Below are 25,804 nucleotides of genomic sequence, written 5' to 3' on the forward strand. Positions count from 1 at the left end.
TACGTCCATCGGTCGTGCCCAGCCCACTGGGCCCCGAGAAGGCTTTGAAGGTGCCATCCCCGCGGTTGAGGTAGAGGCTGTTGGCATCGGTATCATTGGTCACAAAGATGTCGGGCCAGCCATCGTCATTGAAGTCCGAGAAGATCGCCTGCATGGACTTGCGCTTGGCATCCCCAACGCCTGCCGCAGCGGTCACATCAGTAAAGGTGCCGTCCCCGTTATTACGGTAAAGGGTGTTGGGCAGCCCCCCAAAGTCCATGGGGAAGCGCAGACTGGTATTCGCGGGACGCCAGGCAAAGTCCACGTAGGCGGTGACATACAGATCCAGGTCGCCATCCCGGTCGTAGTCTCCCCATGCTGACCCGCCATACCAGCGATCCCCTAGCCCCTCTGGAAAGGCCGTAGCGGTCACATCGGTAAATGTCCCATCAGAACCATTATGGTAGAGAATGAAATTGCCGTAGTTGGTGACGAACAGGTCGGAATAGCCGTCATTGTCATAGTCGGCCACTGAGACAGCCATCCCCTCGCCGAGATCTTCGGCGCCGGAGACTTTACGTCGGAAGGATTTTCCGCCCAGATTCTCGTACAGCGCATTGCTTATCTGGCCCGGCCCCTGGCCGTTGACCAGGTAGAGGTCCCAGTCGCCGTCGCGGTCATAGTCCAGCCAGGCCGCCCCGGAGCCATTCATCTTGATCAGATGGAGGTGGGCGAACTCCTCCAGGTTCAGGAGCCGCTCCCGAGATTTCCAGGCCTCTTTCCCTTCCAGGAAGATCAATTCCAGGGCCTCATTGGTAGCAGCGCCCCTGAGGGTGGGTCCAATCTCGCACCAGCGGGGGCGGGGGGCGTAGTGGATAAAATCAATTCCCACCTGCTCCCGCAAGTTTTCAAAGCGGATGGCACTTCTCACCTTTCCCTTGCCCTCCGCCCCGGAGGGCATGCCCAGCACGCCACACGCAATGACCACCAGCATGACATCACGGATACTCATATGATTCTCTGCCCTACCATACTACGGTTCGCAGCAGGGTTCTGGCTCACGCCAGCGGCGTCGCTCCCACCGGCTCCTCATCGCATAAACGGCGCCACTTATGTTCTTTGAGCGTGGCCCACGTACCTGCCCACCGAAACTACATCATCGGTATCCGGAAATTTAACATGTCCAGGCTTAAAATACTGAATATTCGCGGTGGGAGCCACCCACCGGAAAACAGGATGTCGACCGGCTCGAGATGGGGATGCTCATGGCGAATTGCGTTCAAGGGCGGTCGATGAGCTCGGCGATCAGGTTTAAGTAGTCCAGCAGGTGGCGCGTGATCAGGAAATTCTTCCGGACTGACTCCGTGGCAGCATGGCCCATCTCGGCGGCCAGCTGACGGTCGGTGAGCAGTTGAACGACCTTTGCGGCGCAACCCACTGTGTCCGTCGGCTCCACCAGGAACCCGTTTACGCCGTCTTCGATCTGCCGAGGTATTGCGCCTACATTCGACGCCACGACGGCCGCACCTTTCCACATTGCTTCGGTGATGACAAGCCCAAATCCCTCGCGGGTGGACTTCTGCAGAATCACGCTGGAATGGCGCTGCAGAGCGTTGACCAGGAGCGGATCGTCTCCCCGGACAAAAAGGACCTCCCCTTTCGCAAGGTACGGCTGGGCTAATTTTAGCATTCTTTCTTCGATACGAGTACCCTCGGGGTCGTCGCTGGCCAGGTTGTAACAGAATACCAGGCGGCAATCGACTTCCCGTTTCACCTGCTCAAATACTGCCAGGACGCCTTCGGGATCCTTCCAGGGATCTAAGCGGGACACCTGCGTAATCAGGGGTAGGTCGGTTGGGATGCCGTGCCGCTCCAGGTGACTTCGAATGGTTTCCTCCGACAGCGCCCTATTCTTGGGCGAGTAGGGGTCGATAGAGGGAGCCATGACCTGCTGCAGGATCGCCAGATCCGGTCGCCGGTAGCCTTCGGAGGATACGATCATGCGTTCATATTGGAGCATGAACGGCGACAGCATGCCCCAAGCCAGCTCATTGGGACGCGTGATATCAATATGGCAACGCCATACCCAGGGGGCCGTGTGCTGCGTGTAATGGACCAGGGCCAGAGGCTGGGGGTCGTGAATGATCACACAATCGTGATCCAGGAAGGCAAAAGCGCTGAACTTCTCATTGGTTCTTTTGTACAGCTCCAGTTCGCTGGCACTGAAGGTGACGTCCTCACCCTGGAGAGCGTTGTGGAATTTCTTGGTTACTTCAAAATAGTCCGGCGTCCCGTGGATAACCCGCCAATCCGTCCTGACGTCCAAATCATTCATGAGGAGCACGAGACTGTCCAGGATTTCGACCACGCCGCCGCCGTATGAAGTGGCATTTACGTGCAGCACAGTAACGCCGGACAGTCGGCTTGCCGCCTGCCGTATCTCATCAAGCACGTCATGGGCGACAACGTCGCTGTAGTCCTCAAGACTCTTGATCCTATTCATCCTCGCCGCCAACAGCCCGGCCACGTGCTCTATTCATCCAACCCCTTGAGCACGGGTACATACGAGCTCCATGATCATACCGCTCGCCGCATTCACGCAGGCGCTGCAACGAACAACCTCAGCGATTACAACGGTCCCTGCTGGCATCCTCGCCGGCAGGGACGCTCTGCGAGGGTCTGGCTATCATCAAGTTCTGCCGCTGGCTCTCATAAGCGGCTCAACCCGTCGCGTAGGTCTGCCACCCATGGGGTAGACCGGTTGGGGCGAATAAGGGAACATGGCGACAGCCCGTACTTGAGCACCCGCATGAGACCCGATTCAGTGGATTTTGGGTCACTAGGTCTGTGCTCAATGAGAAGGACTTGACATTGCGTCGGTGCCAGGATTGAACACCTTTTTCCACCACAGGGGAATGATTGCCAGGCCACCTGCAATAAGGCCCCAAGGATAGAGCGGGGAGCTGTCGAGGGCAGGAAGAATCAATTTCCCGATCCCCGTCAGGAGCAGAAATACCGACAGCCCGCACGTGATGACCAGATACGATCCCTCCCAGAACTCACGCTTTGATTCCTCTGGATCGATCCCCGCTTTCAGCGCGGTTTCCCTCCAGAAGCCCGGAGGTCTGACTCGCCGGAAGAAACTTGTGAGGACACTCTCGTCCGTTGGGGGTGTCAACCAGGTCACAATCAGGACGGTCAGGGTGGACAGAACCGACATCAAAAGGAGCTTGAGCCAGTCCTGCTGCACCGTAAGCAGGAGAATGGGCGCAAGGACCAATGAAACCACCATGGCTGAGAGTTCGGAATATAGATTGATCCTCTCCCAAAACCACCGCAGCACCAGCACGGATCCCACCCCGGCACCAAAAATGAGCGAGATTTGCCAGGCTCTCTGAATGGACCCAAGATTTGCCATAATCGTAAGGGCGATGGCGAGAATGAGGATATTGGATAACCGGGCCACCACGACCAGTTCCCTGGCCGAAGGGGTTCGCTTCAACCAGGTCTCGCTGATAATGCGCTTGTAAACATCGTTGCTCCAGTAGCTGGCGCCCCAGTTCAGGTGGGTATCGAGAGTGGAGGCCAATGCCGCCAGGATCCCCGTCAGCATCAATCCGCGGACGCCAACGGGCAGCAGGTCATCGATTCCCGTGGCAAACAGGAGCTCCCTGCCGGCCACAAAGGCATCGCCTCCGGCGGTCGCGGGATCGAAGGGATAGATGATCAGCAATGCCACCCCAATTGGCAGCCAGAGCAGTGACCGCAGCAGAATCTGGGCCCACGTGAAAACAAAGCCCGCAATCCGCGCATCCCGGTCCGTGCGGCAGGCCATGGTGCGCTGGGCCAAATAGCCCGTGCCGTCGCTGTTCATCTGGAAGAACCATTGAAGACTGATGATCACCGCAAATGGGGCAAAGGCCTCCCACCCTCGGGGACTGAATGACAGCATCTCACCAGCACGGACCGATCCATAAAGCACCACCAGTTTGTCACCCATCGCCCCCAGCCCGCCGGCCGCCTTCACCGCAATAATGGCGTAAATGAGCGTTGCGGTCATGGCAATGGTGAACTGTACAATATCGGTGGCCACCACACTCCGGAGCCCACCCGTGGTAGAATAGAGTGTCGTAAAGGCAATAATCAACACGATACTGATGACGTTATTGGTGGTAGCTATGTAGGTCTCAAGACCCGTGGCCTCTGAAGACAGGCTGATCCCCAGAGCGGCAACCCAGCCGTAAATCGTAGTATACATACCGGTGGGGAGCCACTCGTGCCAGAGCAGAAAAGTCTCTGAAATGCGGGTGGCGGCAACCAGAACCATGGCCATGACGACACAGTTGATGATCGTCCCATAGTATATTGCCTTGAGTCCCCTGAGAGCCAAAACGCCCCGCCCGCTGTAGCGGATCTCCGTAAGTTCCGCATCCGTCAGGACCTCTGCCCTGCGCCAACTCTTTCCCAGCAAGAATCCCATCATCAAGAAGGCCAGGCCATATATCCACAGCCTCCAGACCAGGAAGATGCCGCCGCTGGCAATCAGCCCACAGACTAGCAGGGGCGTGCCCGCTGAATACTGGGTCGCCGCCATACTGATGCCGGCTCGCCAGCCGCGGAGGGTCCTCCCGGACAGAAAGTATTCCTCAAGGTTTTCGGAAGCCCGCGCTCGGGCCCGAAGGCCGTTGGAGATGCTGTAGGCGATGAAGGCCAGTACGATCAGCAGATCAATCATCGGCGCGGCACGGATTTCGAGGCCACTTTCTCTCCCTGGCCACGTTTCTGGATGCTGGCAGCTGGGCGGGTGGGGTGCTCCGCCTGTTCAGAGCCCGTCTGGGGACGCTGGCTCTGTTGATCGGCAAGCCCGCAGAACAAGGCATCAGGCGAAAATGATCCACAGGGCGCCAACAGTTGCAGCAAGCACGATTGAAAGGATGATCTGGTTTTTGCGCCCGGGGTAGTATAGTGCCTCTCCGACGTCCAGGCCCGCTGACGCCCCGGCAGGGGCCGCAAGGGCCGTCGCGTAGGTCAGGCCCTGAATCTGCTCCGTTCGCGGAGGCGGTGTCAAGAGACTCACGATCACAAGTACTGCGCTACTGATGGCAAACAGGAGGACCGCGAAATGGAGAAAATTGATCTCGGCGATCCAGGCCCACAGGCTGCCGTCAGCCAGACCCGTGTGGTCACCCCCGTGAACCAGTTCGAGCACCAGTCGCAGCGCACCGAGCACAAACCCGGTAAGGAGCGATGAGATGGCCCCGCTTCCGTTTAGCCGGGGATAGAACAGCCCCAGCAAAAAACAGGCGGCAATCGGTGGAGCGATGTAGGCCTGGACACTTTGAAGGTAGATGTAGAGTTGGGATGAGATATGTTTCATCAAGGGTATCCACAGCAACCCGAGGACCACGAGCACGCCGGTGGCAATGCGACCCACGGTGATAAGCTGTGCGTCAGTGGCATCCGGCTTCATCTTCTTGTAAAAATCCCAGCTGATCAGCGTGGAACACGAATTGAAAACCGAACTCAGCGAGCTCATGAGCGCCGCCATGAGCCCCGCAATGAACAGGCCGGTGAGCCCTGCCGGCAGCACGCGTGTGACGAGTGCCAGCAGGGCATGATCCCCTACACCCTCGGCCGAGCCGCTGAAGAGTGCGGCAGCGATCAAGCCTGGCAGCACAAAAACGAACACCGGGAGGATCTTTAGAAATCCGGCGAAGATGGTTCCGGTCCGGGCCTCTTTCAGGTTGCGGGCCGCGAGCACGCGCTGAACAATATACTGGTCGGTACACCAATACCACACCCCCAGAATAGGCGCTCCAAAAATGATTCCCGTCCAGGGGAAGTCCGGGTGATTGGCGGGCTTCCACATCGAGAAGAAATCCGCCGGCACGGCCGCTTTCAAACCCTGCCAACCCCCAACTTCCATCAATCCCAGAATGGTGAGTGCCAGCGATCCGAGAATCAGGACGAACGCCTGCATCATATCGGTATAGATGACGGCCCGCAGACCACCAGCCACGGTATAGATGCCGGTGACAATGACAATGATCCCTGCGCTTGTCCAGATGTCCAGCCCCGTCAATTCCCGGATGATCAGACCGCCGGCGAACAGCGACACGCTTATCTTCGTGAGCACGTAGCCGATCACGGAGACGGTCGCCAGGTAGGTCCGGGCAGCGGAGTTATAGCGCAGCTCCAGGAACTCGGGCATCGTAGTAATGCCGCTCCTCCGGTAGAAGGGGGCAAATACCCAGCCCAACATGAGTAGGATCAGGACTGCCATCCACTCGAAATGTCCCACCGCCAAACCGCCGGAGGCGCCGGCACCGGCCAGCCCAATGAGATGCTCACTGCCGATATTGGAGGCAAAGAGGCTGGCCCCGACCGCCAGCCAGCCCACGTTCCGACCCGCCAAAAAGTAGTCGTCACTCCGTTTCTTCTTGCCCCGGGCAGCCCAATAGGCGATGCCGAATACGGCCAAGAAGTAGGCGGAGATAATCACTACGTCGAGAGAGTTTATCGAAGCCTTGGGGATCATACTTGGTAGGGTTCTGCTGTCACGATGAATCTAAGGCGCCTGGGACCGGTCACAGTCAGAGTTTCGCGGCTCACAGGTTTGGGATGCGGGCAAGGGCGTAGCGCACCGCCAGGTCTGTAAGGTTCCAGAGCTGGATGTCGGAGCTGGTGGGGTAGCGGATGGGGGCTAAATCGTCGTCCACGATTCGGTAGCTCCACAGCTCATTGTGTCTGAGTCCGGAAGATTCCACGGCGGTGAGGGTCTTGGCCAGGACTGATCGCAATTCGCGGACGTAAGGATCCAGCCGCGGGTCCTTGACCCGGCCCTCCGAATCGAGAGCGCTCGAGATCTGGCGGGCGAGTCCCAGCTGCAGCAGGTTTACCTCCCGGCCCCACACAACCCGGGGCGAATGGTAAGGGTCTCGACGGAAGTTGTCCCAGACAGCCTCGGGTGCATAGGCGTCATTTGCAACCAAGGGTCCCAAACCCTCCACAAACAGACCCGCTGGATAGGGCCGGACAAACATATCGAGTCCCGCGAGAAGTTCTGCAGGGTCTCGACGTCCTTCCAGGATGTCGGCCGTGAAGTCCTCCAAGAACCAGAGAGCCGCCGGGTCGGTGTTCGCCACGGGGATGGGGACACCCTCCTCATCCAGGGACAGGGCCAGGAACGTGACGCCTTGTGGATGGGCGTCGCTATGGGTTAGAACCTCGGTCCAATAGGTCCGTTCTGCTGCCGTAAACCTGCTTATCCGCTCCCCGACTCTGCGCTCAACCTCCTGCGATGAGAAGCTGACGCTAAAGTGCTTGGCAGTGCCCCGCCAAACGCTGAGCGCGGCTTGCAATGCCTCGGGGTCTAGGGCGTAGACCTGTATCGCCGTGCCGACGATTTCCGGGGCGAGTGACTCGAGCTCGTCATTGGACCAGCCCAGCTCGCGGAGGGTAGCAAGTATCTGGCCCACCGACTCGAGCGCCTTGGGTGCCCAAATCACATTGACATCCATGGGGTAACGACCGTTGGCGTAGCCGGCCCCACTGTCCCGCCAGCTGCCGGGAAACCAGCGTCGTTCGTCGATCCGGGGGAATGCAATCAGATTCTCGGTCACAGGTTGTTCAACATAACGGCGAGTCAGGCTGGAAATATGACCCAGGTTGCGCATCAACAGTGAAAGCCGCGAGGCGGGGGCGCCGTCGCCCGATTTTGACAGCAGGAAGCGGCGCTTCTGTCGGGCGGAAATATCGAGCCTGGTGAGGTAGCGTGCCGCTACCACCGGCAGCTGAAAATCTTCATCAACCATGGAGTAGGCTTCCCGCACAGCCTGCATGTTCGTGAGGATCTTGGTGGCGGAGGCAAAAACGCTGTCGGCTCCCGGTTCGTCGCCCCGGTCTCTGAGCAAAAAGAACTGTCCGGCCAGGTGGTTGAATTCGGCGGCGTGCTCTCGTATGGCCTGATTGCCCAGCGCCTCCTCGTGGCTGACCCTCCCCGAGGGGGACAGTTTCCTCAAAGCGGAAGCGATGACATGTTCGAGCATGGCGGGGATCCAGATGGGTTCCAGCATGAGCGCGGACAGCAGCATATCGCGACCGAAGTAGGTGGCGAAGTTGGGCAGCCCGGCCATGATTTTCTCTTGCGATGCCAGGAGTTCAACGCCGCGCACCTGGCGGCGTAACCATTGAAACCGCAACCAGCGCTCCTGCCCCGCCAAGCTGGCTGCGTCCAGACTGGACTCTGCCGCCAGGTTGTCGGCCTCGGTTTCCGCACGATCGTAGAAGCGGCGGAAGTCTCGATTGAAGATTTCATCGGATCGCAGGGGGGTCAGGGAAGGAGAATCCGTCCCGATCAGGACGGTCAGCTGAAGGGGCCCGCTTCCGCCGGGACGGATCGACATGATGCCGTTGGTGAGCGCAACGGTCGCCTGCTGTCCGTCCACACTCAGCTCCAGGGACAGGTGATTCCGGCCGTCAAAAGTGGTCTGCTCGACCAACACATGTTCGCTCGATTCACTCTGGTGGTAGGTCACCTGGGGGAGCAGACGGGTACGCAACTCTTGCGTGTCTTGAGCATTGAGCAGGGTGATGAGACGGTCTTGCTTGGGCGGCGGAAGTCGTTTGAGATTCTGCAGCAGTGTGCGAAGTTCTTGCTCTACGTGTAAACCGCTGGTAAAGGGGCGCAGATTCCCCTTATGATACTGATAGTCGCGCTCTTGGCGCATGGATCCCAGCAGGTACAGCCCGATACCCGCCCCGCCCGCCTCTATCGACAGTGTGTAGCGCAGATAGCGCCAAGGGGCCCGCGCAGACAGCTCCACCCCCGGGGAGTCCCACCGCATAGCGGCCGGTTGACCGGCGGTGTCACGCAGTGTGAAGGCAATGCTCTCATTGACTGCATCGGCCCAGATATTCACGACGCGACCTGAGCGCCGGTCGATGGATAGCTGCACGGTATTCCCATCGGAATCCCGTACGAAGCGGGTGGTGTACCCCTGGTAGGCATCGCTGTCATCAAGACCTTGTTGTGGGAACTCGAGAATGGGAAGCGTCGGTTGGACCGGGGTCGTCTTTTGTACGCAGGAAACGAGGCCGACGCTGGTGTAAAGCAGGGTCAACATCAACAGCAGAGGGGGCTTCAAGGGATATCTCTGGCCATTCACATTATTCCTTAACCAGCTGTCCCCATAGCGCTCCCCCTGGAGTTCAACGACTGGTCGAGGGTGTCAAAACTCACCTCCCACGAGGCGGAGCGGTTTTCCGTGCGTCCGGAGACTGCCGACGGTTGTGGCCGTATGGCCCAGGCGAAGGGATGGTCTCAGCGGGCAACAAGGTAATCGAACGGGATGTGCGGGGTCTGCCACCTGTGGGCATTGACGCCCCCGACCGCCAAGTTCAGTCTGCTCCGCATACCAGTCGAATCCCACCACGGATTCAAGCCCTTCCGGCCTGGTCGGGGTACCCTGGGAAGTCGCAGCTGTCGCGCCGGCCTAGCGCGAACTCTCCGCTTGATCTATCCGCAGTTGGGGGGTATTCGGCCTGGCACAGTCTGCTCGCTGGATGCTGGTACTCACTCTCTGGAGGGAAAGCCGCGCTTGGTCGCTCCGGCCGGGACCGGGACCAGAAGGTTTTTGACATCATGCCGCCGTCACGTTTGATGACTGTGAAAGTCGTGGCCGGTCGCTTGGATAATCAATTTTGTGCCGCCGGGTACGGCAGTACTGAAAGTAAGTATACGTTGGATAAGACTGGAATGCAAGTGCTTCCCACAGGGATAGGTGAGGATAAGGATCGGGGACGAAGCTGATGCCGCCGCAGCCGTTCGTGTTCGGCTGCGCCGTTGACGGGAATCCGGTTCGGGTAATACAGACCAGGATACCCCTGCCTTTGCCAGCTGCGCCTCGCGGGCCGGTATCCGCCGACAGCCCGAGAGGGGGGCGTCTTAGCCGCGGCCCCCGGCCGGATTCGCAGCAGCTGCACAAAGCTTCGATCCGGGGCTGTGGTCATCGTAAGCTAGCACTCAATGGGTGCTACGCCGTCAGAATCCCGGGAGGGTTAGATCAATGGGCAGAGCACAAGCAAACTGGCGTCGCGCACTGGCAGGTGCCTGTATGGTGGCGGTCACTTTCATCGCGGCGGACAGGCCATCAACCGATCAGGTGAAACCGCTTCGCTCACCGGTAAACCTGAATCATATCCTGGCGCTGGTGGAGTCGCTGCAAATGGGCGGTCGGCAGGTGACCTATGTCAACATTTATGCTGAACATCCGGCCTACAAGCCGGTGGCAGCCTCTGGCGAAGGCATTTCAGCGGTTGACGATGTCGGCCGGCTCCTGGAGGTTCTGGAGACCGAGATCCTGGTTTACGGCCATAGCGACCTGCTGCCCCTAACCCGGGGTCTGACCCAATTCCTCCTCGAGATGCAGCGCGAAGACGGTCTTTGGTACAATTTCATACGGGCGGACGGATCCATTAACACGACCCACCGGAACAGCGCTGCCGGCTTCGGCTGGTGGGCCGCGAGAGGGTTGCGTGGGCTGGCGGCAGCCTATTGCATCTTTCGTGATCGAGACCCCGAGTTTGCCGGTGCCCTCCAGACGCGCTTTCAGCGTGCCGACCGTCACCTCCAGGCGAGTCTGGCAGGCTACCCGGCCTTGATCCCGACGGCCCACGGCCAGCGCGCGAGCTGGTTGCCACAGGATGCGCCGGATATGTCGGCCGAATTTCTCTTGGCCCTGGCGAAGATGACGCGCCACTCCGAGCTGGACTATCGTGAGCAGATCGGTCTGCTGGCGGAAGGGCTCATGACGTACCAGCTCCGCGATCCCGAATCCCCGGCAGATGGCATGTTCTATTCCTGGAATAACAGGTGGCACAATTGGGGCAACCTCCAGGCGCTGGCACTGCTGGAGGCGTTCTCCTTCAGTCAGGATTCCACGCTGCTGCAAGCGGTCGAGCGATGGGCCGACGGTTTCTTGCGTTGGGAGGCCGACCAGGGCTATCTATGGGAGGTGACGGCTGCTTCAGTTACGCAGCTAGCCACCGTGCCCTTTCCGCAAATTGCCTATGGTATTGGCTCATCCTTTAAGGGGATTCATCGACTGGCCTCCCTCACTGGTCAGACCCGCTATAACCGCCTGGCCCAACGCCTGCTGGGCTGGTTTAGCGGTGATAATCGGGCCGGCCAGAGCATGTATGACGCTGCCACCGGTCGCTGCTACGACGGGATAAACGGGCCGGATGAAGTGAACCTGAACAGCGGCGCTGAATCTACCATCGAGGCATTGCAGGCGCTGCAATTTGCCCACCCGATACAAAACGAACCTGAGCGGCAGCCGGATGATCCAGGTCGATGAGATGCACCATGCGTCGGGAAACCCGATTCGATTCCAGTTGACATCGCTTGCCGGCTTAGATACAATCCGTCCGTCCCTGAACGCACTTTTCGGTTAAAGCGAGCCATATTTGCGCAATCCCGTCAACAGAGGCAGGCTTCCATTGAACCGTTGGTATCCTGCGGTGTGTGGACTTGCCCTGATGCTCAGCTGCGGGCGGCCCGACCAGCAGCGCCAACTGACTTACTGGAGTGCCACCAATTCCTTCGAGATAGAGTTCGCCCGGCAGATCGTTGAAGAATGGAACGCCGATACTACCCGTATTCCGGTTACTTTCCAACCGGTGCCGGCGGGCCAGTCCAGTGAGGAAGTCATACTGGCGGCCATCGTCGGCAAGACCACGCCGGACATCTACTCCAATGTCTGGCCCGGGGTCATTGAGCAGTACCGGGAGGCCGGGGCAGTGCTGGACCTGAGCCAATTCGCCGATTTTGATTCGGTGCTCACCTCCCGGGTGCCGGCCCTGCTGCAGGACGGCTTCCGGTCCCCCGCCGGCGGCTACTACCAGATGCCGTGGAAAGCCAACCCGCTGATGCTCTACTATAACGGCGACCTGTTGGCCGAGGCGGGCGTGGACGAGTTACCGGTCACCTACGCAGATTTTTTGGCGCTGGGCCCCAAACTGGTAAAGGATATCAACGGTGACGGCCACTTCGACATCTGGATGCTCGACCCGAATCTGTTGCCAAAATGGTACGAGCGCTTCTTCGATTTCTACACCTTCTTTATTGCGGCCACCGCTGGTGAGACCCTGATGCAGGACGGGGTGGTTAACCTGGAGCGGCCCGAGACCCACCAGGTGCTCAGCTTCTTCCGGGAGAACTACGCGGCAGGCTATTTCCCCCGATCCATCTTCCAGGAGGAAATATTCCTCCTGGACAAGTTGGTCTTCAAGGTATCCGGACCCTGGCTCATGCGCCATCTGCAGCGCTACCGGCCCGACAAATACCAGATGTACGGCGTCACCTACTTGCCCCGGCCCACTGCCAGCGAAGGACCTGTGCATAGCTACGGCGATGCCAAGAATATCGTCATCTTCTCCACTACTCGCTATCCGGCCGAAGCCTGGGAATTCGTCAAATTCATGACCAGTAAAGCCAACGACCGCCGGCTGCTGGAAATCTCGGACCAATTGCCGTTGCGAAACGATATCCAGTCCGATCCTGACTTCGCTGCCTACTTCGCCGAGCGGCCGATGATGAGAATCTTTGCCGACCAGCTGACTTACACCGCCGGCACCGACCACAGCATCTACCTGCAGGAGATATTCGATATCATATCCCAGGAGTTCGAAGCCGCCAGTATTTGGGGCGCCAAGGAGGTTGCGGAGGCCGTCCAGGATATGCAGCGCAACATAAACAAGTTGGTCGAACGGGAACGTTATCGGTCAAGGTCAGATTCCAGGTAGCACCGTGAAGTTCACGACCGAGAAATCAATCCCCTACATCTTGGTAACGCCCTACCTGCTCCACTTTCTGGTCATCACCGCTTTCCCAGTGATTTTTTCCCTGATCCTCACTCTCCATCGATGGAACCTGCTTTCGCCCATGCAGTGGATCGGAGGGACGAATTTCTCCACTGTTCTCACGGACGCCTTGTTCTGGAAATCGCTGTGGAACACGATCCGGTTTCTGATGATCCATATCCCTCTGCAAGTGGGGATCGCCCTGATGCTGGCGGTGATCCTCAATCAACAGATACGCGCCCGGGGTTTTTTTCGCGCGGCATACTTTCTACCCGTAGTAGTTTCCGGCGTCGTGGTAACCATTCTGTGGAAGCAGTTGTATGCCTCGGAAACCGGCACCATCAACGCTCTGCTCTCCACAGTTGGCCTGCCCCGGGTGGAGTGGTTGACCAGCACCAGGATCGCCATGCCGGCCATTGCCATCATGGCCACGTGGAAGAACGTAGGACTCTATATCATTCTGCTGTTGGCGGGATTGCAGAGCATTCCCAGGCAACTGTATGAAGCAGCGATGCTGGATGGTGCCGGAAGGCTCGGACAGTTTTTCCAGATCACCATCCCCATGCTTAACCCCATCCTCCTGTCGGTCATTATCCTTTCCACCATCAATGGCTTCTCGCTGTTTATCGAACCCTACGTGATGACTGGCGGGGGACCGCTCAACAGCACATTGTCGATGAACCTGTATACGTATCGACAAGCATTCGTCTTCTACAAGATGGGCTATGCGGCTACGCTGGGCTTCACCATGGCAGTGATCATCTTCGCGGTGGTAGTGTTAGAGCGTAGATATGTCGAACGGGACTACCTATGAACCGACGGCTTCTCAGAGGATTATTTTACCTGGTGCTGTTGGGTGGCGCCATTACCTTTATCTACCCTTTCCTCTGGATGGTGTTGGGCACGATCAAACCCGAAATCGAGATTACCACCCTGCGTCTGCTGCCCTCCCGAGTCGTCTTTGACAGTTACCGGGCAGTGTTCAGCAAGATTCCCATTGCCCGCGCGTTTCTCAACAGCCTGCTGGTCGCATCCCTGGTGACCTCATCCGTGCTTGTGTTCTCGTCGCTCACCGGCTACGCCCTCTCCCGGCTAACTTTCAAGGGTAAAGAACTCCTGTTTTCCCTCGTACTTTTCACTATGATGATGCCGTTTCAGATTACTTTGATCCCCATGTATATCCTCATGGTAAAATTCCACTGGGTTGATACCTACCAGGCCCTAGTAGTCCCGGGCATGGTGAGCGCTTTCGGGATACTCATTTTCAGGCAGGCCTTCAAGGCTATTCCCGGAGACCTCATCGATTCTGCCCGGCTGGACGGCTACACAGAGGTCGAAATCCTCTTTCGGATCGTCTGGCCACTCTCCAAGCCGGCACTTATCACCGTGGGACTGATCACGTTCGTCAATACCTGGAATGATGTCCTCTGGCCGATCATCGTTATCAGGGACCAGACGATGATGACCATGCCGCAGATGGTGGCGCTCTTCACGGTGGGGGGACAGGCCGAGGCCCAGCTAGGTAATATCCTGGCCGCGGCTACCCTGCTGGCCATCCCCATGGTTGCCGCCTACCTGCTGTTCCAGCGCTATTTCATCGAAAGCATGGCCACTTCAGGGTTGAAGGGCTAGGCATGACCGCAGAGAAGCAAGGAAAGAGGAGCAAATGCCGCCACGCCGCAGTGACAAACCGCTGCTGACCCGCTATCCCGCCAATCCCGTCCTTACGGCCGCCGATTGGCCCTATGCCGCGAGTACGGTCTTTGATCCGGCCGCAACCCGGCTGGCGGACGGCACGACGCGGCTTCTGTGCCGGGTAGAAAATCGAAAGGGGCACTCCCAACTTACCGCTGCCCGGTCCCGGAATGGCCAAGACGACTGGGAGGTCGATGCCGAGCCAACCCTGGCGCCCGATCCTGACAACCAGCCGGAGGAAAACTGGGGCCTTGAGGATCCCCGCATAACCTATCTTCCGGAACTGGCCCGCTACGCGGTAGCCTACACGGCCTACGGCGAAGTCGGGCCCGTCGTGGCGCTGGCCCCAACGTCGTGTTCCCCTGCGGCGCGACAGCGCGCGACGACGGTGATACCTTGCGCCTGCATTATGGCGCTGCCGATACCAGTATCGCCTTGGCGGAGGGCAGCATCAGAGAACTGATCGCCTGGTTGAGGAACCATGGCAGCCTGGGCTAGGGACGCTACCTTGAACCTCTGCGCCGTCCGGACGTCAAGACGGTGGTAGGAGCGTCGCTGAACGAACTTCGGGAGACGACCTGACGTGGCCGCTGTCACACTGAAGAACATCCGCAAAGTCTACCAGAATGATGTTGTGGCGCTACACGATATTGATCTGACCATCGATGACGGGGAGTTCCTGGTGTTGGTGGGTCCCTCCGGCTGCGGAAAATCGACGCTGTTGCGAATGATCGCGGGCTTGGAGGCTATCTCTGAAGGGGAGATCTTTATCGGCGACAGGCTCATCAACGCCGTTCCCCCCAAGGACCGCGACGTGGCCATGGTCTTTCAGAACTACGCCCTCTACCCCCATATGACCGTATTCGAAAATATGAGTTTCGCCCTGCGCCACCGCAAGATTCCCAGGCAGGAGATCAGGGAACGCGTGGCGTCAGCCGCGGAAATATTGGGGCTGGAGACATTGCTTCACCGACGGCCGAAGGCCCTTTCGGGGGGGGAGCGCCAGCGCGTAGCCGTCGGGAGAGCGCTGGTTAGGAACCCCCAGGTCTTCCTGTTTGATGAGCCGCTCTCCAATCTGGACGCCAAACTACGCCTGCAAATGAGGCTGGAGATCAGTCGGCTGCAGGCGCGGCTGAAGACCACCATGATCTATGTCACTCACGACCAAGTCGAAGCCCTGACCCTGGGCACCAAGATCGTGGTTCTAAAAGAGGGCGCCATTCAACAGATCGACGCGCCACGCAGGCTCTACGAGCAGCCGGCCAATCAGTTCGTGGCCGGGTTTATCGGCTCCCCCGGGATGAACTTCTTTTCCGGCCAAATGAGTTCCGAGAATAGTCGGCTGTTCGTTGCGGAGGATATGATGCTGCCCCTGCCCGAGTGGGTAGGGACTCTGGCCGCTCAAATTCAGGCCCACAAAGTCGTGATCGGCATCCGCCCGGAGCACGTCTACGATGCCCAGCAACCTCCCGACCGAACCGTGACCCAACCCATTCCGGTGACCGTCGACGTGATCGAGCCGGTGGGCAGCGACGCCTATGTCTACTTCACACTGGGAGGAAGCGATTGCTGCATGCGCCTTGGCTACGACCCGGGCTATCTCAAAAGGGATACCATACAGGTCTGTTTCGATGAGGCCAAGCTATACCTCTTCCACCCGGAAACCGGTGAACGCCTGGCAGCCAGCTAGTGGGCCCGGCCGGGCAGGACAGAGCTTGACGGAGGCTTCCGAGCCGGATTCCATGTTCACCGGCATCCTAGCGGCTCAGCCGCAGCCTCTGGGCGCTGGTCTTCAGGAAGTGACTGACGCTGAAGACGATCTTGTCTGTCGGCATGTAGATGGAAAGGATACTCTTGTCCATCAGCGCCTTTGGCCGGTCCTGGTGCTCGCCGTCCTTGCAGCCGTGGTCGGCGTGGGTCATAAAGTGGGAGCCGCTCTCCATAAAAATCTTCGCGGCCTGAGCGCAGTCCTTCGGCCCGTGGGGCGCCTCGATCAGGAATCTTTCCATGGCACGACCTCTCGGTGGTGATGTATGACGTTGCTGGGGGTGAGCCCGCCGCCAATGTTGCGGGCGGCAGCGGCGGTTGTCCATAGGCGCGCGGCGGGTTGGCGTCGATGCGTAAGTTGATCCGCGGTTTTTTTTGAAGTACGATTTTGCAGTGAACGTCGTGCTCCATCCCAATGTAAGTTGCCCAACTCATGACACCGAAGCGAGTCCAGCGCAATTATTTAGTCATAACCGGTTTTTACAACCTGTCAGCATCACTGATTTGGGGTGTCAACACTCTCTTTCTCATGAATGCCGGCCTCGATATCTTTGAAGTCTTCATCACTAACGCAATTTTCACCGCCAGCATGGCTCTTTTTGAGATCCCCACTGGCGTTCTCGCCGATACCCGCGGTCGCAGAACCTCCTTCCTGCTCTGCGTTATCATCACTCTCATTGGGACGCTGGGCTACCTCTGGATAGCAGAAACTTCAGGCAGCCTGATAGGCTTCGGCATCATGTCGGTAGTTATTGGCCTGGGATTCACATTCTACACCGGAGCCGTCGATGCTTGGCTGGTGGATGCCCTCACCCACACAGGCTACAAGGGTGATCTCGATAAGGTCTTCGCCCGTGGGGGGATGGTCATGGGTGCCGCCATGCTGGTAGGCACGCTTGGTGGTGGATTTTTAGGGACGCTAGACCTCGCCCTCCCATACATGGTACGCTCCATATTATTGGCGCTTGTATTTCTGGTTGCGTGGGTCAGCATGCACGATATCGGCTATGCGCCCCGCACCTTGGTCTGGAAACAGGTTCCCCGCGAAATGGGCACTATCGCCGCCGCCAGCCTGACCCACGGCTGGAAGGTTCCCACGGTGAAACTGCTGATGATCGGCAGCTTTATTCAGGCGCTGTTCATGATGTGGGGTTTCTACGCCTGGCAGCCCTATTTTCTCGGTCTTCTCCAGCGCGAAGACGCCGTCTGGGTCGCCGGTATCATCGCAGCAATGATTTCCATTTCATTCATTGTCGGCAACAGTTTGGTTGGCTATCTTACCAAAAGGGTTAAGCGGCGCACCAGCCTCCTCATCGCTACAGCCACCCTGGTGGGTGTGGCTGCCATAGGGGTAGGTATTGCAAACAATTTCTATCTGGCGGTTGGGCTTTATCTCCTTGTAGGCGTTGCTATGGGTCTCGCCGGACCCGTTCGGCAGGCATTCATACATCGGCTTATCCCGTCGGAACAGCGCGCCACCATCGTCTCCTTTGACGCGTTGGTAGGGAGTGGAGGCAGCTTTGGGGGGCAGCTGGGCCTTGGCTATCTGGCGCGGCGGCAGTCCCTGTCGATGGGCTACATCACCGGTGGATTCTTGAGCCTTTTCGTAATCCCGGTGCTGATGGTCCTGCGCAAAATATGCCTGCCCATGGATGATCTAGCCGCCGTTGATCCACTTGACGATAAGCCTCCTACAGAACAGCCCGTTGTTAAACCATCATGAAATTCGCGTGAACAAGTCCCCTGCCGAGTTCAGTTATGAGGTTATGAGACCTTTACCGTAGGTTGATCAACAACATGTAAGGGTGTCACTGTGACCAGGCTGTGACCGCACCGCTAAGAGCCGCGACATGTGCGAGGTCGGTGAGGTTCTCGTCCCTGCTGCTTTCAATATTCATTTGTCAATGAGACGATCGGCCTTGCCCTGCTCAGTGGAAAAGTGGAGTGCCGAGGCTCAGCCCGTTGGGCAACGCCCAGAGGGGGGACTTCCCGAATCGCTACGCTCTCGGGATAAACTTCTCGTCCCATAAGTGTCGTGCCGAGGCTCTGCCCATTGGGCAACGCCCAGAGGGGGGGGGATTTCCCGAATCGTCCCGAAATGTCGGGACTCTCGGGATAAACTTCTCGTCCCATAAGTGTCGTGCCGAAGCTCTGCCCGTTGGGCAACACCCAGAGGGGGGGGACTCGAACCCTCACGTCCTTGCGGACAGCGGATTTTGAGTCCGATTTTTCCTGGACGGGAGACGCCCTTAACTGTGCAATAAGATGATGACCGTTAATGTCATGTAGTGGCTAGAACAGACAAAGATGGGTGCGGATTATCATCAGCTGCTATTGAAGATCCGATGACACATGATTATTCAGTTCAAGTACTTCCCGTTGTGAAATACAAAAAGTGGCAGGAAATCGAGGCCGGAATTTGACCAACGGTGACCAGGCTGTACGCTTCGGATGAGGCGTGAACTAAACCTTGGAAACGGGAATGTGGCTCAGAGTTCTAGACCCAAGTAGCTCACAATGCTTTGACGACATACACCGTGATGATTGCGATCTGTTCGATTCAGAGACGATGGACCCAATCATTCCCCAGAACCTTCAACGGGCTCCATCTTATTGGGAATAGTCCAGTCAAAAAACTCTCAATGCTTATGAGTATAATCTTTTTCTCCTCGACAAATAGATTTATTGACCAATTGTTCAATATTTAACTTGACTAATTGACCAAACGATTGGTAAATTAAAGTCGGAAATCGATATTATGGCCCGCCCAAAAGATAGCACCCGAGAAAAAACAGCCGAAAACCGGCAGAAAATTTTAGACTCGGCCATGGACACCTTCGCCGAGAAGGGATATGAAGGGGCCAGCATGCGCCACATTGCCAAGGTGGCCGGCATCAATCATTTCATGCTTTACTATCATTTTAAGGACAAGCAGACTCTCTTTGAGCAGGTCATTAAATCTGTGACCGGCCAGGTATTCTCCCAGCTCGGGAAGGCCTTAGGGGATGCTGAGGATCTGGAATCAGCCATCGGCGAGGTATATGATATATATGCCGATCTAACGGCGAGTCGTAAGGGACATCTGCGCTCCTTTCTAGCACGGGAAATAGCCGCCGGTGCCCGGCATATCGCCCCTGTATTACGGGTGATGGGGCCGGAGATCATCAAGCTTTGGGAGCCGAAATTATGTGCCCACCTAAACCGAAAAGAGCTTCCCTATCAGGATGTCGTCCGGTCGGTTGCCATCATGATGTCATCCATAGTCGCAACCTTTCTATTGGAACCGGCATTCCAAAATGTGTTGGACGTTTATGGCTTAGCCGTTAGAACACCCGAGTACAAGGCTCAGTTCACCGCCACCATTATAGGCGGTATCGAGCAGTATTATGCAGGAATATCTCGTGAACTGGAGGAGAATTGATGAAAGTGAAACTCATCCGCTGGACGATGGAAAAGTCAAAGATTATCGCATTTTTCAGTGTCGTGATCAGCTTGTTTTTGGCCTCGGGCGTACGCTTTATTCATTTTGAGGATGATATTTTGAAAATTCTCCCGGATGATATGCCTTCTCGCATCGTCTGGGAAGAGGTGCAAGATCAATTTGGCGCCACCGAACCTCTCTTAGTGTCGTTGGGCGGCGATGGTCAGCTTTTCACTGCCGAGCGATTGGCGATGATCTGGGATATCACCCGCATGATTGAAGACGATCCCAAGGTCGATGAAGTGCTGAGCCTGGCGACCATTAACCGCATCGACAATGTGGACGGTTTCATGGAGGTTGGCGATCTCATGTCGTACCGCGATCTTAACGCTGAGGACATCGCAAGCATGGTTTCCTACCTCGAGGCCAATAGCGATATTGCCGATCGTCTCCTATCCGCCAATAAGGATTATGCCATGATCGTTGTCTGGCCCCGGGCCGGAGCGACGGATCAAGACTTGGTGGCTGCGACTGACCATGCATTGGAAATTGTCCCCGAAAGTGTCCAAATCTCCCTTGCCGGCATGCCGTACATGAGGGGTATCATCTCCGAAACAGTCCGAACGGAAGTCTTTGGTTTGATGCGCATTGCTCTGGTCATACTGGCGCTCGTCCTACTGGTCAACCTGCGATCAGTAGCAGGCCTCGGCATGGTGCTGACCGTTACCATTCTCTCGACCGCTGCGATGGCTGGATTTCTAGGCTGGCTGTTTTATTTAACAGGAAGCGATCAGTTCAACTTTACGGTCCTCAACAGCTCCATGCCGGTCATATTGCTGACCATTGCAACAGCAGATGGGGTCCACATCATCACCCGATTCTTTAGAGAGATGCGCGAACGTGACGATGCCCGCGAGGCTCTTAAGGTAACCATGAACGTTCTCATGCTGCCGATATTTTTAACTTCGATTACAACGATCGCCGCCTTCATCTCCTTGCTTACTGCCCCCCTGCGAGTGATGACCGGCTATGGCATCGCAATATCGTTCGGCATCGCCTGGGCATGGATACTGTCTATCACCTTATTGCCAAGTCTGATCTCGATGAAAAAATGGCGCTTGTCTGCCAAGGCACTCGCCAGCGCGAGTGCGTTTGAAAAAATTATCCATCGCGTCGGCCAGTTGGTGTTGGGTAGGCCGAAAGCCGTATTGGGCGGCGGCATGGCATTGATAATCGTCTCGCTGATAGGGGCTACAATGGTGATTGTTGAGGTCAACTTTTTGACATTCTTCAAGCCAGCATCACCTATCCGCCAGAGCATGGAATTTGTGGATGACAATTTTTCAGGAACGCTTGTCCTGGCCATTGAAATTAGTGGCGACCTCAAAGAGCCGGCAGTTCTCTCGGTAATGGAAGACATTCAGACTCACCTTGAGCAGGAACAATACGTCGGCAGCACCATATCCATTGCAAACATTGTTCGCAAGCTGCACCGCACGATAATGGACGATGATCCTGCTTTTGAGATTATCCCCGAATCGCGAGACAAGGTAGCCAACTTGCTCACGCTCTACGGCATGTCCGGCGACCCGGATGACTTCAGTGGGTTTGTCAATTACGAATACAGCAAAGGCTTGGTCACCGCGACAGTTAAGCAGAATTCAACAGTTCAGCTTATGGAAATGGTCGATCGCATTAACGAATATTTGGCCGGGATTCCAACGAACGATGTCACTGTGCGATTTACAGGCTTTCCCGTGTTTATCAAAGATTTCGTGAATGTGCTCATCATAAGTTCATTTAGGTCCCTAGCGGTCTCACTCATATTGGTGGTGCTGCTCTCGTGGTTCTTCTTTAGATCGCTCCGCTGGGGACTCTTGGCCGTCCTGCCGCTGGGCACCGCCATCATCTTCAACTTTGGGTTGATGGGATGGATCGGCCTGGAACTCAATCACGTCACCGCACTGCTTACTTCAATCATCATAGGTGTAGGGGTCGATTTTGCAGTCCATTTTGTTGCGCAATATCGCTACTTCCTGAAGCAAGGCATGGATCGTGATATGGTGAGCCAGGCGACAATCGACGACGTCGGGTATCCCATTATCCTCAATGTGGCAGCGGTATCGTTTGGATTCTCGGCGTTGCTCTTCTCGCAGTTCGTTCCCATGGAATATATGGGCGGGTTGGTGATCATCTCGATGGTTTCATGCGCCCTCGGTACGTTGACCATTTTGGCGACTCTTACCCATCTTATGCGTGATAAAGTGACTGCCTAAGATCGGCGTCGTGATAAATCCTGAACCAAACATTTTGCTCGAAAGGACTTAAAAATGATTCGCAACCTACTTATTGTACTACCATTGTTAGCAGGTATAGCAGTGGCCCAGACGGCTGACGAGGTAGCCAAACTAATCGATGAGCGATCTTCGCCCGTTGACCTGACCTCAGACATGACGATGATCTTGACTGCCAAGAACGGCTCTAGAAGAACATTGACGACCCACTCGGTGCGCAAAGGTGACACCCACATGATCCTCTGGTTCACCGCCCCCGCCGATGATCGGGGCGTGGCGCTGCTGACCATTGAAAAGGAATCAGGGGATGAGATGCGTATGTGGCTGCCCGGCTTCAAAAAAATTCGCCGAATCTCATCGAGCAAAAAGGGCGGCAGCTTTATGGGTTCCGATCTCTCCTTCGAAGATTTGACCAGTCGCACGATCGAGGATTACACTTACAACTTACTTCACGAGGAAACGACAGATGGCGTCGAGTATTGGACGCTTGAGAGTATTCCCGATCCTTCACTGCGCTCTTCGTATGGTAGGATTGTTTCCAAAGTGCGAAAGTCTGACGCGTTTGTGGTGCAAGAATCATACTATGACCGAGGCGATGAATTGTTGAAAGAACGTACCATTGAGGTCGGGGAATTCGGCCAATATTCGCTGCCGATCAAAATGCTGGTTCGCAATGTTCAGACGAGCCACACAACAGATATAATCTTCGACAATATCGAGGTCGACACAGGGGTGGAGCTCTCACTGTTCCACGAGCGTAACCTGCGGAGGTTACCATGATGGTGACTCGTCAGTTAGCATCAGCATTGCTAATTCTAAGTACGACAATTTCGGGCCAATTGGCCGTTCACGGCGAGGTCAATCCGTTAATTCGGGTGACGACCGATCGGCGCTATCTATCATTGCCCCACCGATTTGTGACCCTCAACGGCGAGCAGCGTGGTCACCGCGTTGGTTTGTACTTCAGCACGGCACTGGAATACCGCCTGAACACCAATGCCGCCGTGATTGATGTGCGGGAAGCATATGCCGAGATCACAACAGATCTGGGTGACTTCAAGTTCGGCAAACAGATTTTGGCCTGGGGGGCCGTCGATGGGAACAACCCCACCGACAATGTCAATCCGTACGATTTCTACTACCTCTTCTTGCCTGGCACCGATCGAAAACTGGGCGTGGTGGCCGGCTCGGCGATTCTCTACCTGGGGAATATTACCATCGATGCAGTGATTACGCCGGTGTTCCAGCCCAACCGCCTGCCGCTCAATGAACCCGATTTCCCCATCTTTGGCGATGGACCTTCTCCTGCTGATGCTCTACCGATTATGATACCCGATCGCTCTATTGGTAATAGTGAATTCGGTCTACGAGCCACATTACCGACCTCGTTCATGGACATCTCGGTTAGTTATTTCTCGGGGTTCGACCGCTCCTTCTCTCCTTTTCTTCAGACGCAACCATTTCCGACTGCGCTTGGGTACCTCCGAACTCAAGTAATTGGATACGACTTGGTCACCTTCCTAGGGGACTGGGCGCTTCGAGTTGAGGGGGCCTACTTTCTTACCGAGGATAAGGACGCCGACGATCCCCTTGTACGCAACCCATATATTCAGTACGTGGCGCAAGTCGACTACTCCGGCTCAGTCAGTACCTGGATGGCACAGTATCTCGGCACTTACGTCACGGGTATCGACGAAAGTGGTGTTGTGCAGCTGTCCCCCACTGAATTTGTAAGCGAAGAGGTGAACGAGAAGGATCTTATACCGCCCAAGATGGGCATGCCATTTGCGGCGATCGCTCAAAATGCCATCATGGCAAACGTGTCCCTGGACTTGATCGACGGGCGATATACGGTCCGGGCACAGACACTGTACGATCTCGACAATGCCGGATATATGTTCGGTGGCGGCGTGGAGGTTCACCTGGAAGATGCCTTTGATCTGGAAATTGCCCTCACCATGTTTGGAGGAGACGACGGGAGCAATCTGAGCAACTTGACCGACTTCTCTCATCTGTCTATCAGTCTTAGTTACAGCTTCTAAATTGATGGCATATCTAAAAACCCCTCAGCCGTAAGATTAAAGGGCTCATTAAAGTTGTAATGTCGCGGACATGTAGATCCGGCGCCCCTTAGCCTAATGTATCCTGGCCATTGAGACTCGCAACCTATCGTCTCTTCGCAATTTATCAAACTTTTTGCTTGACTCCGTACTATGGTACGGTGATTAAGTTCCCAGCAGACGCGGTCCAGAATAACAAACGGCGAGGTCACTATGGAACAACTGACGATTGGAAAAGCAGCGCGCCGCGCGGGAGTAGGTGTTGAGACAATCCGATTTTACGAAAGACGGGGTCTGATCCCGCAACCTCCGACAAGAGAATCAGGCTATAGGCAATACACCCAAGAGGTTGTTTCCTGCATACGCTTTATCAGGGATGTGAAAGAGCTTGGTTTCACCCTAAGGGAGATTGGCGAGCTTTTGAGCCTGCTGGAGACCACTGAAATAGATTGTAGCACCGCTGAGCGGATCGCAGAGTCGAAAGTGGCTGAGATCGATAGGAAAATTCAATCACTGCAGACCATGAAGCGTGCCCTGCTGGAATTCAAGCAGCAATGTGCTGAGCAAAGCCCGGATGGCATGTGCATCATAAATGAAATTTATCAACCGAACAAGACCGGCATGGCAATCGAATCGTTGAGGACATAAAAAAATGAAGTCAATGGTTAGTTTCATTACCATCGTTGGATTGTTCCCCTTGCAATTAACCCATAAAATGGAGAGTACCACCATGAGTATAAGCATAGCAGAAAAGTCAAATGAGTCAGCAATCGCCTGCACGCGCGAGCCGGGTGTGTTGAGTCCCGAGCAAAGAGAACGTCATCAGGCCTTAGGTCAGCAAATGATGTCAGCAGTCCAGGAGGTTCAGGAACTTCCTGATGGGTACGCTATCCGATATTCCGCAGAGACGGTGAGCGTTCTAACCCTGGCAGAATTCATCACATTTGAGCGTCTTTGCTGTCGCTTCCTCAACTTTGGGCTTGAGGTCGAGCGTGAAGAGGGGCCAGTCTGGCTACGGTTAACAGGGGGTGAAGGTGTTAAGGAATTTCTGCGGGCGGAAATTGGCATCAGCTGAGAGTAAAGTCGGAGGAAGAAGGTACTGTGGGGCCAGGTGATTGCGGCAACCGGCGAGGAGGCCGAACATGGCCGACCTTGGCCAGTTGCTACCAAAGTGAAAACTGGCCCCCAAGACCAACGAGGATCGCGAACTACCGAGCAAAGTCAGGTCCGCTACATAGAGATCCTCAATCAGTGAAACCAAGGAGCTAGAGATGCTCACTCTCTTCGGTTCCATTGCCGCTGGCATCATGTTCTTGTCCTACTGGCTCGAGCCCCGGTCTAAGTGGTTCGTTCTGGTCTTCGCTGGTGCCTCTGCGGCTACCTCACTCTACAGCGCTCTTGCGGGAGTCTACCCGATAACAGGTATCGAGGCCCTCTGGGCCGGGGTGGCGTTACAGCGGTTCTCCCGGCGAAGTCGGGAGGAGTTAGCTATTCGCTAGGAGCAGCTTCATCTGGTCAATAGGCCAGCAGGCACCTTGCCATCCTCGGCACGCCGGGCGGGGTAAGCTTCTCGTCCCACATGGTTTGTGCCGAGGGAGAGACTCGAACTCTCACGGGATTGCTCCCACCGGATTTTGAGTATCCTGCCTCACCGTCGAGAAGTTAAAAGCCGTATCCGGCCCGTATCCGGGAAAACGACTTTAGTTGTGACTTTTCCCTACTTC

Annotated in this window: 18 protein-coding genes and 1 pseudogene; 13 read left to right on the top strand and 6 right to left on the bottom strand. The window is 56.4% G+C overall.

Translation table 11 applies throughout. The annotated features are described in order from the left end of the window. From IH971_05945 to IH971_05965, 5 genes are all read right to left on the bottom strand, one after another. The coding region (locus tag IH971_05945; GenBank protein MCH7497373.1) for a VCBS repeat-containing protein at window positions 1-991 on the bottom strand (991 nt) is incomplete at its 3' end. Between the two features lie 267 nt (window positions 992-1,258). Beyond that, the gene (locus IH971_05950; GenBank protein ID MCH7497374.1) at window positions 1,259-2,473 is read right to left on the bottom strand and encodes a glycosyltransferase; all 1,215 of its coding nucleotides are present in this window, start codon (window positions 2,471-2,473) and stop codon (window positions 1,259-1,261) included. A 357-nt stretch (window positions 2,474-2,830) separates the two neighbouring features. Next, a complete protein-coding gene (locus IH971_05955; protein ID MCH7497375.1) occupies window positions 2,831-4,714 on the bottom strand; it encodes a Na+:solute symporter in 1,884 nt (627 codons plus the stop codon). A gap of 144 nt (window positions 4,715-4,858) precedes the next feature. Continuing rightward, window positions 4,859-6,499 (bottom strand): sodium/solute symporter, encoded by a 1,641-nt coding sequence (locus tag IH971_05960; protein ID MCH7497376.1) that lies wholly within the window; start codon window positions 6,497-6,499, stop codon window positions 4,859-4,861. An 88-nt stretch (window positions 6,500-6,587) separates the two neighbouring features. Continuing rightward, window positions 6,588-9,125, bottom strand: coding sequence for a hypothetical protein (locus IH971_05965; protein ID MCH7497377.1), 2,538 nt, complete (start codon window positions 9,123-9,125; stop codon window positions 6,588-6,590). A 921-nt stretch (window positions 9,126-10,046) separates the two neighbouring features. Between IH971_05965 and IH971_05970 the strand changes: the two genes are divergently transcribed. The 6 genes and pseudogenes from IH971_05970 (at window position 10,047) to ugpC (ending at window position 16,228) form a co-directional block, all read left to right on the top strand. Further along, complete coding sequence (locus IH971_05970; protein MCH7497378.1) at window positions 10,047-11,339, top strand: hypothetical protein; 1,293 nt, start codon at window positions 10,047-10,049, stop codon at window positions 11,337-11,339. A gap of 163 nt (window positions 11,340-11,502) precedes the next feature. After that, on the top strand, window positions 11,503-12,786 hold the full coding sequence (locus IH971_05975) for an extracellular solute-binding protein (GenBank protein ID MCH7497379.1): 1,284 nt from the start codon (window positions 11,503-11,505) through the stop codon (window positions 12,784-12,786). Continuing rightward, window positions 12,776-13,657 carry a sugar ABC transporter permease gene (locus IH971_05980; protein ID MCH7497380.1) on the top strand — a complete coding sequence of 294 codons (882 nt, stop codon included), beginning with the start codon at window positions 12,776-12,778 and terminating at the stop codon, window positions 13,655-13,657. Before IH971_05975 ends, IH971_05980 begins: the two co-directional genes overlap by 11 nt. Then, window positions 13,654-14,475 (top strand): carbohydrate ABC transporter permease, encoded by an 822-nt coding sequence (locus tag IH971_05985; GenBank protein MCH7497381.1) that lies wholly within the window; start codon window positions 13,654-13,656, stop codon window positions 14,473-14,475. The genes IH971_05980 and IH971_05985 overlap by 4 nt, the downstream gene beginning before the upstream one ends. A 34-nt stretch (window positions 14,476-14,509) precedes the next feature. Then, window positions 14,510-15,036 (top strand): annotated as a pseudogene (locus IH971_05990) (hypothetical protein). An 85-nt stretch (window positions 15,037-15,121) separates the two neighbouring features. After that, a complete protein-coding gene (ugpC, locus tag IH971_05995; protein MCH7497382.1) occupies window positions 15,122-16,228 on the top strand; it encodes a sn-glycerol-3-phosphate ABC transporter ATP-binding protein UgpC in 1,107 nt (368 codons plus the stop codon). A gap of 67 nt (window positions 16,229-16,295) precedes the next feature. Here ugpC and IH971_06000 read toward each other — a convergent pair whose 3' ends face one another. After that, a complete protein-coding gene (locus tag IH971_06000; GenBank protein ID MCH7497383.1) occupies window positions 16,296-16,547 on the bottom strand; it encodes a hypothetical protein in 252 nt (83 codons plus the stop codon). A 191-nt stretch (window positions 16,548-16,738) separates the two neighbouring features. Between IH971_06000 and IH971_06005 the strand changes: the two genes are divergently transcribed. The 7 genes from IH971_06005 (at window position 16,739) to IH971_06035 (ending at window position 25,155) form a co-directional block, all read left to right on the top strand. Further along, window positions 16,739-18,028, top strand: a complete 1,290-nt coding sequence (locus tag IH971_06005) for an MFS transporter (GenBank protein MCH7497384.1) — start codon at window positions 16,739-16,741, stop codon at window positions 18,026-18,028. Between the two features lie 1,035 nt (window positions 18,029-19,063). Further along, window positions 19,064-19,726: a TetR/AcrR family transcriptional regulator gene (locus tag IH971_06010; GenBank protein MCH7497385.1), complete on the top strand. Its 663-nt coding sequence runs from the start codon at window positions 19,064-19,066 to the stop codon at window positions 19,724-19,726. Then, window positions 19,726-22,002 carry an MMPL family transporter gene (locus IH971_06015; protein ID MCH7497386.1) on the top strand — a complete coding sequence of 759 codons (2,277 nt, stop codon included), beginning with the start codon at window positions 19,726-19,728 and terminating at the stop codon, window positions 22,000-22,002. The genes IH971_06010 and IH971_06015 overlap by 1 nt, the downstream gene beginning before the upstream one ends. 54 nt (window positions 22,003-22,056) lie before the next feature. Continuing rightward, complete coding sequence (locus tag IH971_06020; protein ID MCH7497387.1) at window positions 22,057-22,800, top strand: outer membrane lipoprotein-sorting protein; 744 nt, start codon at window positions 22,057-22,059, stop codon at window positions 22,798-22,800. Further along, a complete protein-coding gene (locus IH971_06025; GenBank protein ID MCH7497388.1) occupies window positions 22,797-24,062 on the top strand; it encodes a hypothetical protein in 1,266 nt (421 codons plus the stop codon). The genes IH971_06020 and IH971_06025 overlap by 4 nt, the downstream gene beginning before the upstream one ends. Before the next feature lie 231 nt (window positions 24,063-24,293). After that, window positions 24,294-24,728, top strand: a complete 435-nt coding sequence (locus IH971_06030; GenBank protein MCH7497389.1) for a MerR family transcriptional regulator — start codon at window positions 24,294-24,296, stop codon at window positions 24,726-24,728. Between the two features lie 4 nt (window positions 24,729-24,732). Next, a complete protein-coding gene (locus IH971_06035; protein ID MCH7497390.1) occupies window positions 24,733-25,155 on the top strand; it encodes a hypothetical protein in 423 nt (140 codons plus the stop codon). Window positions 25,156-25,804: the final 649 nt, after the last annotated feature.

This window comes from Candidatus Neomarinimicrobiota bacterium, from assembly GCA_022560655.1.
Classification (GTDB): Bacteria; Fidelibacterota; Marinisomatia; order SCGC-AAA003-L08; family TS1B11; genus JADFSS01.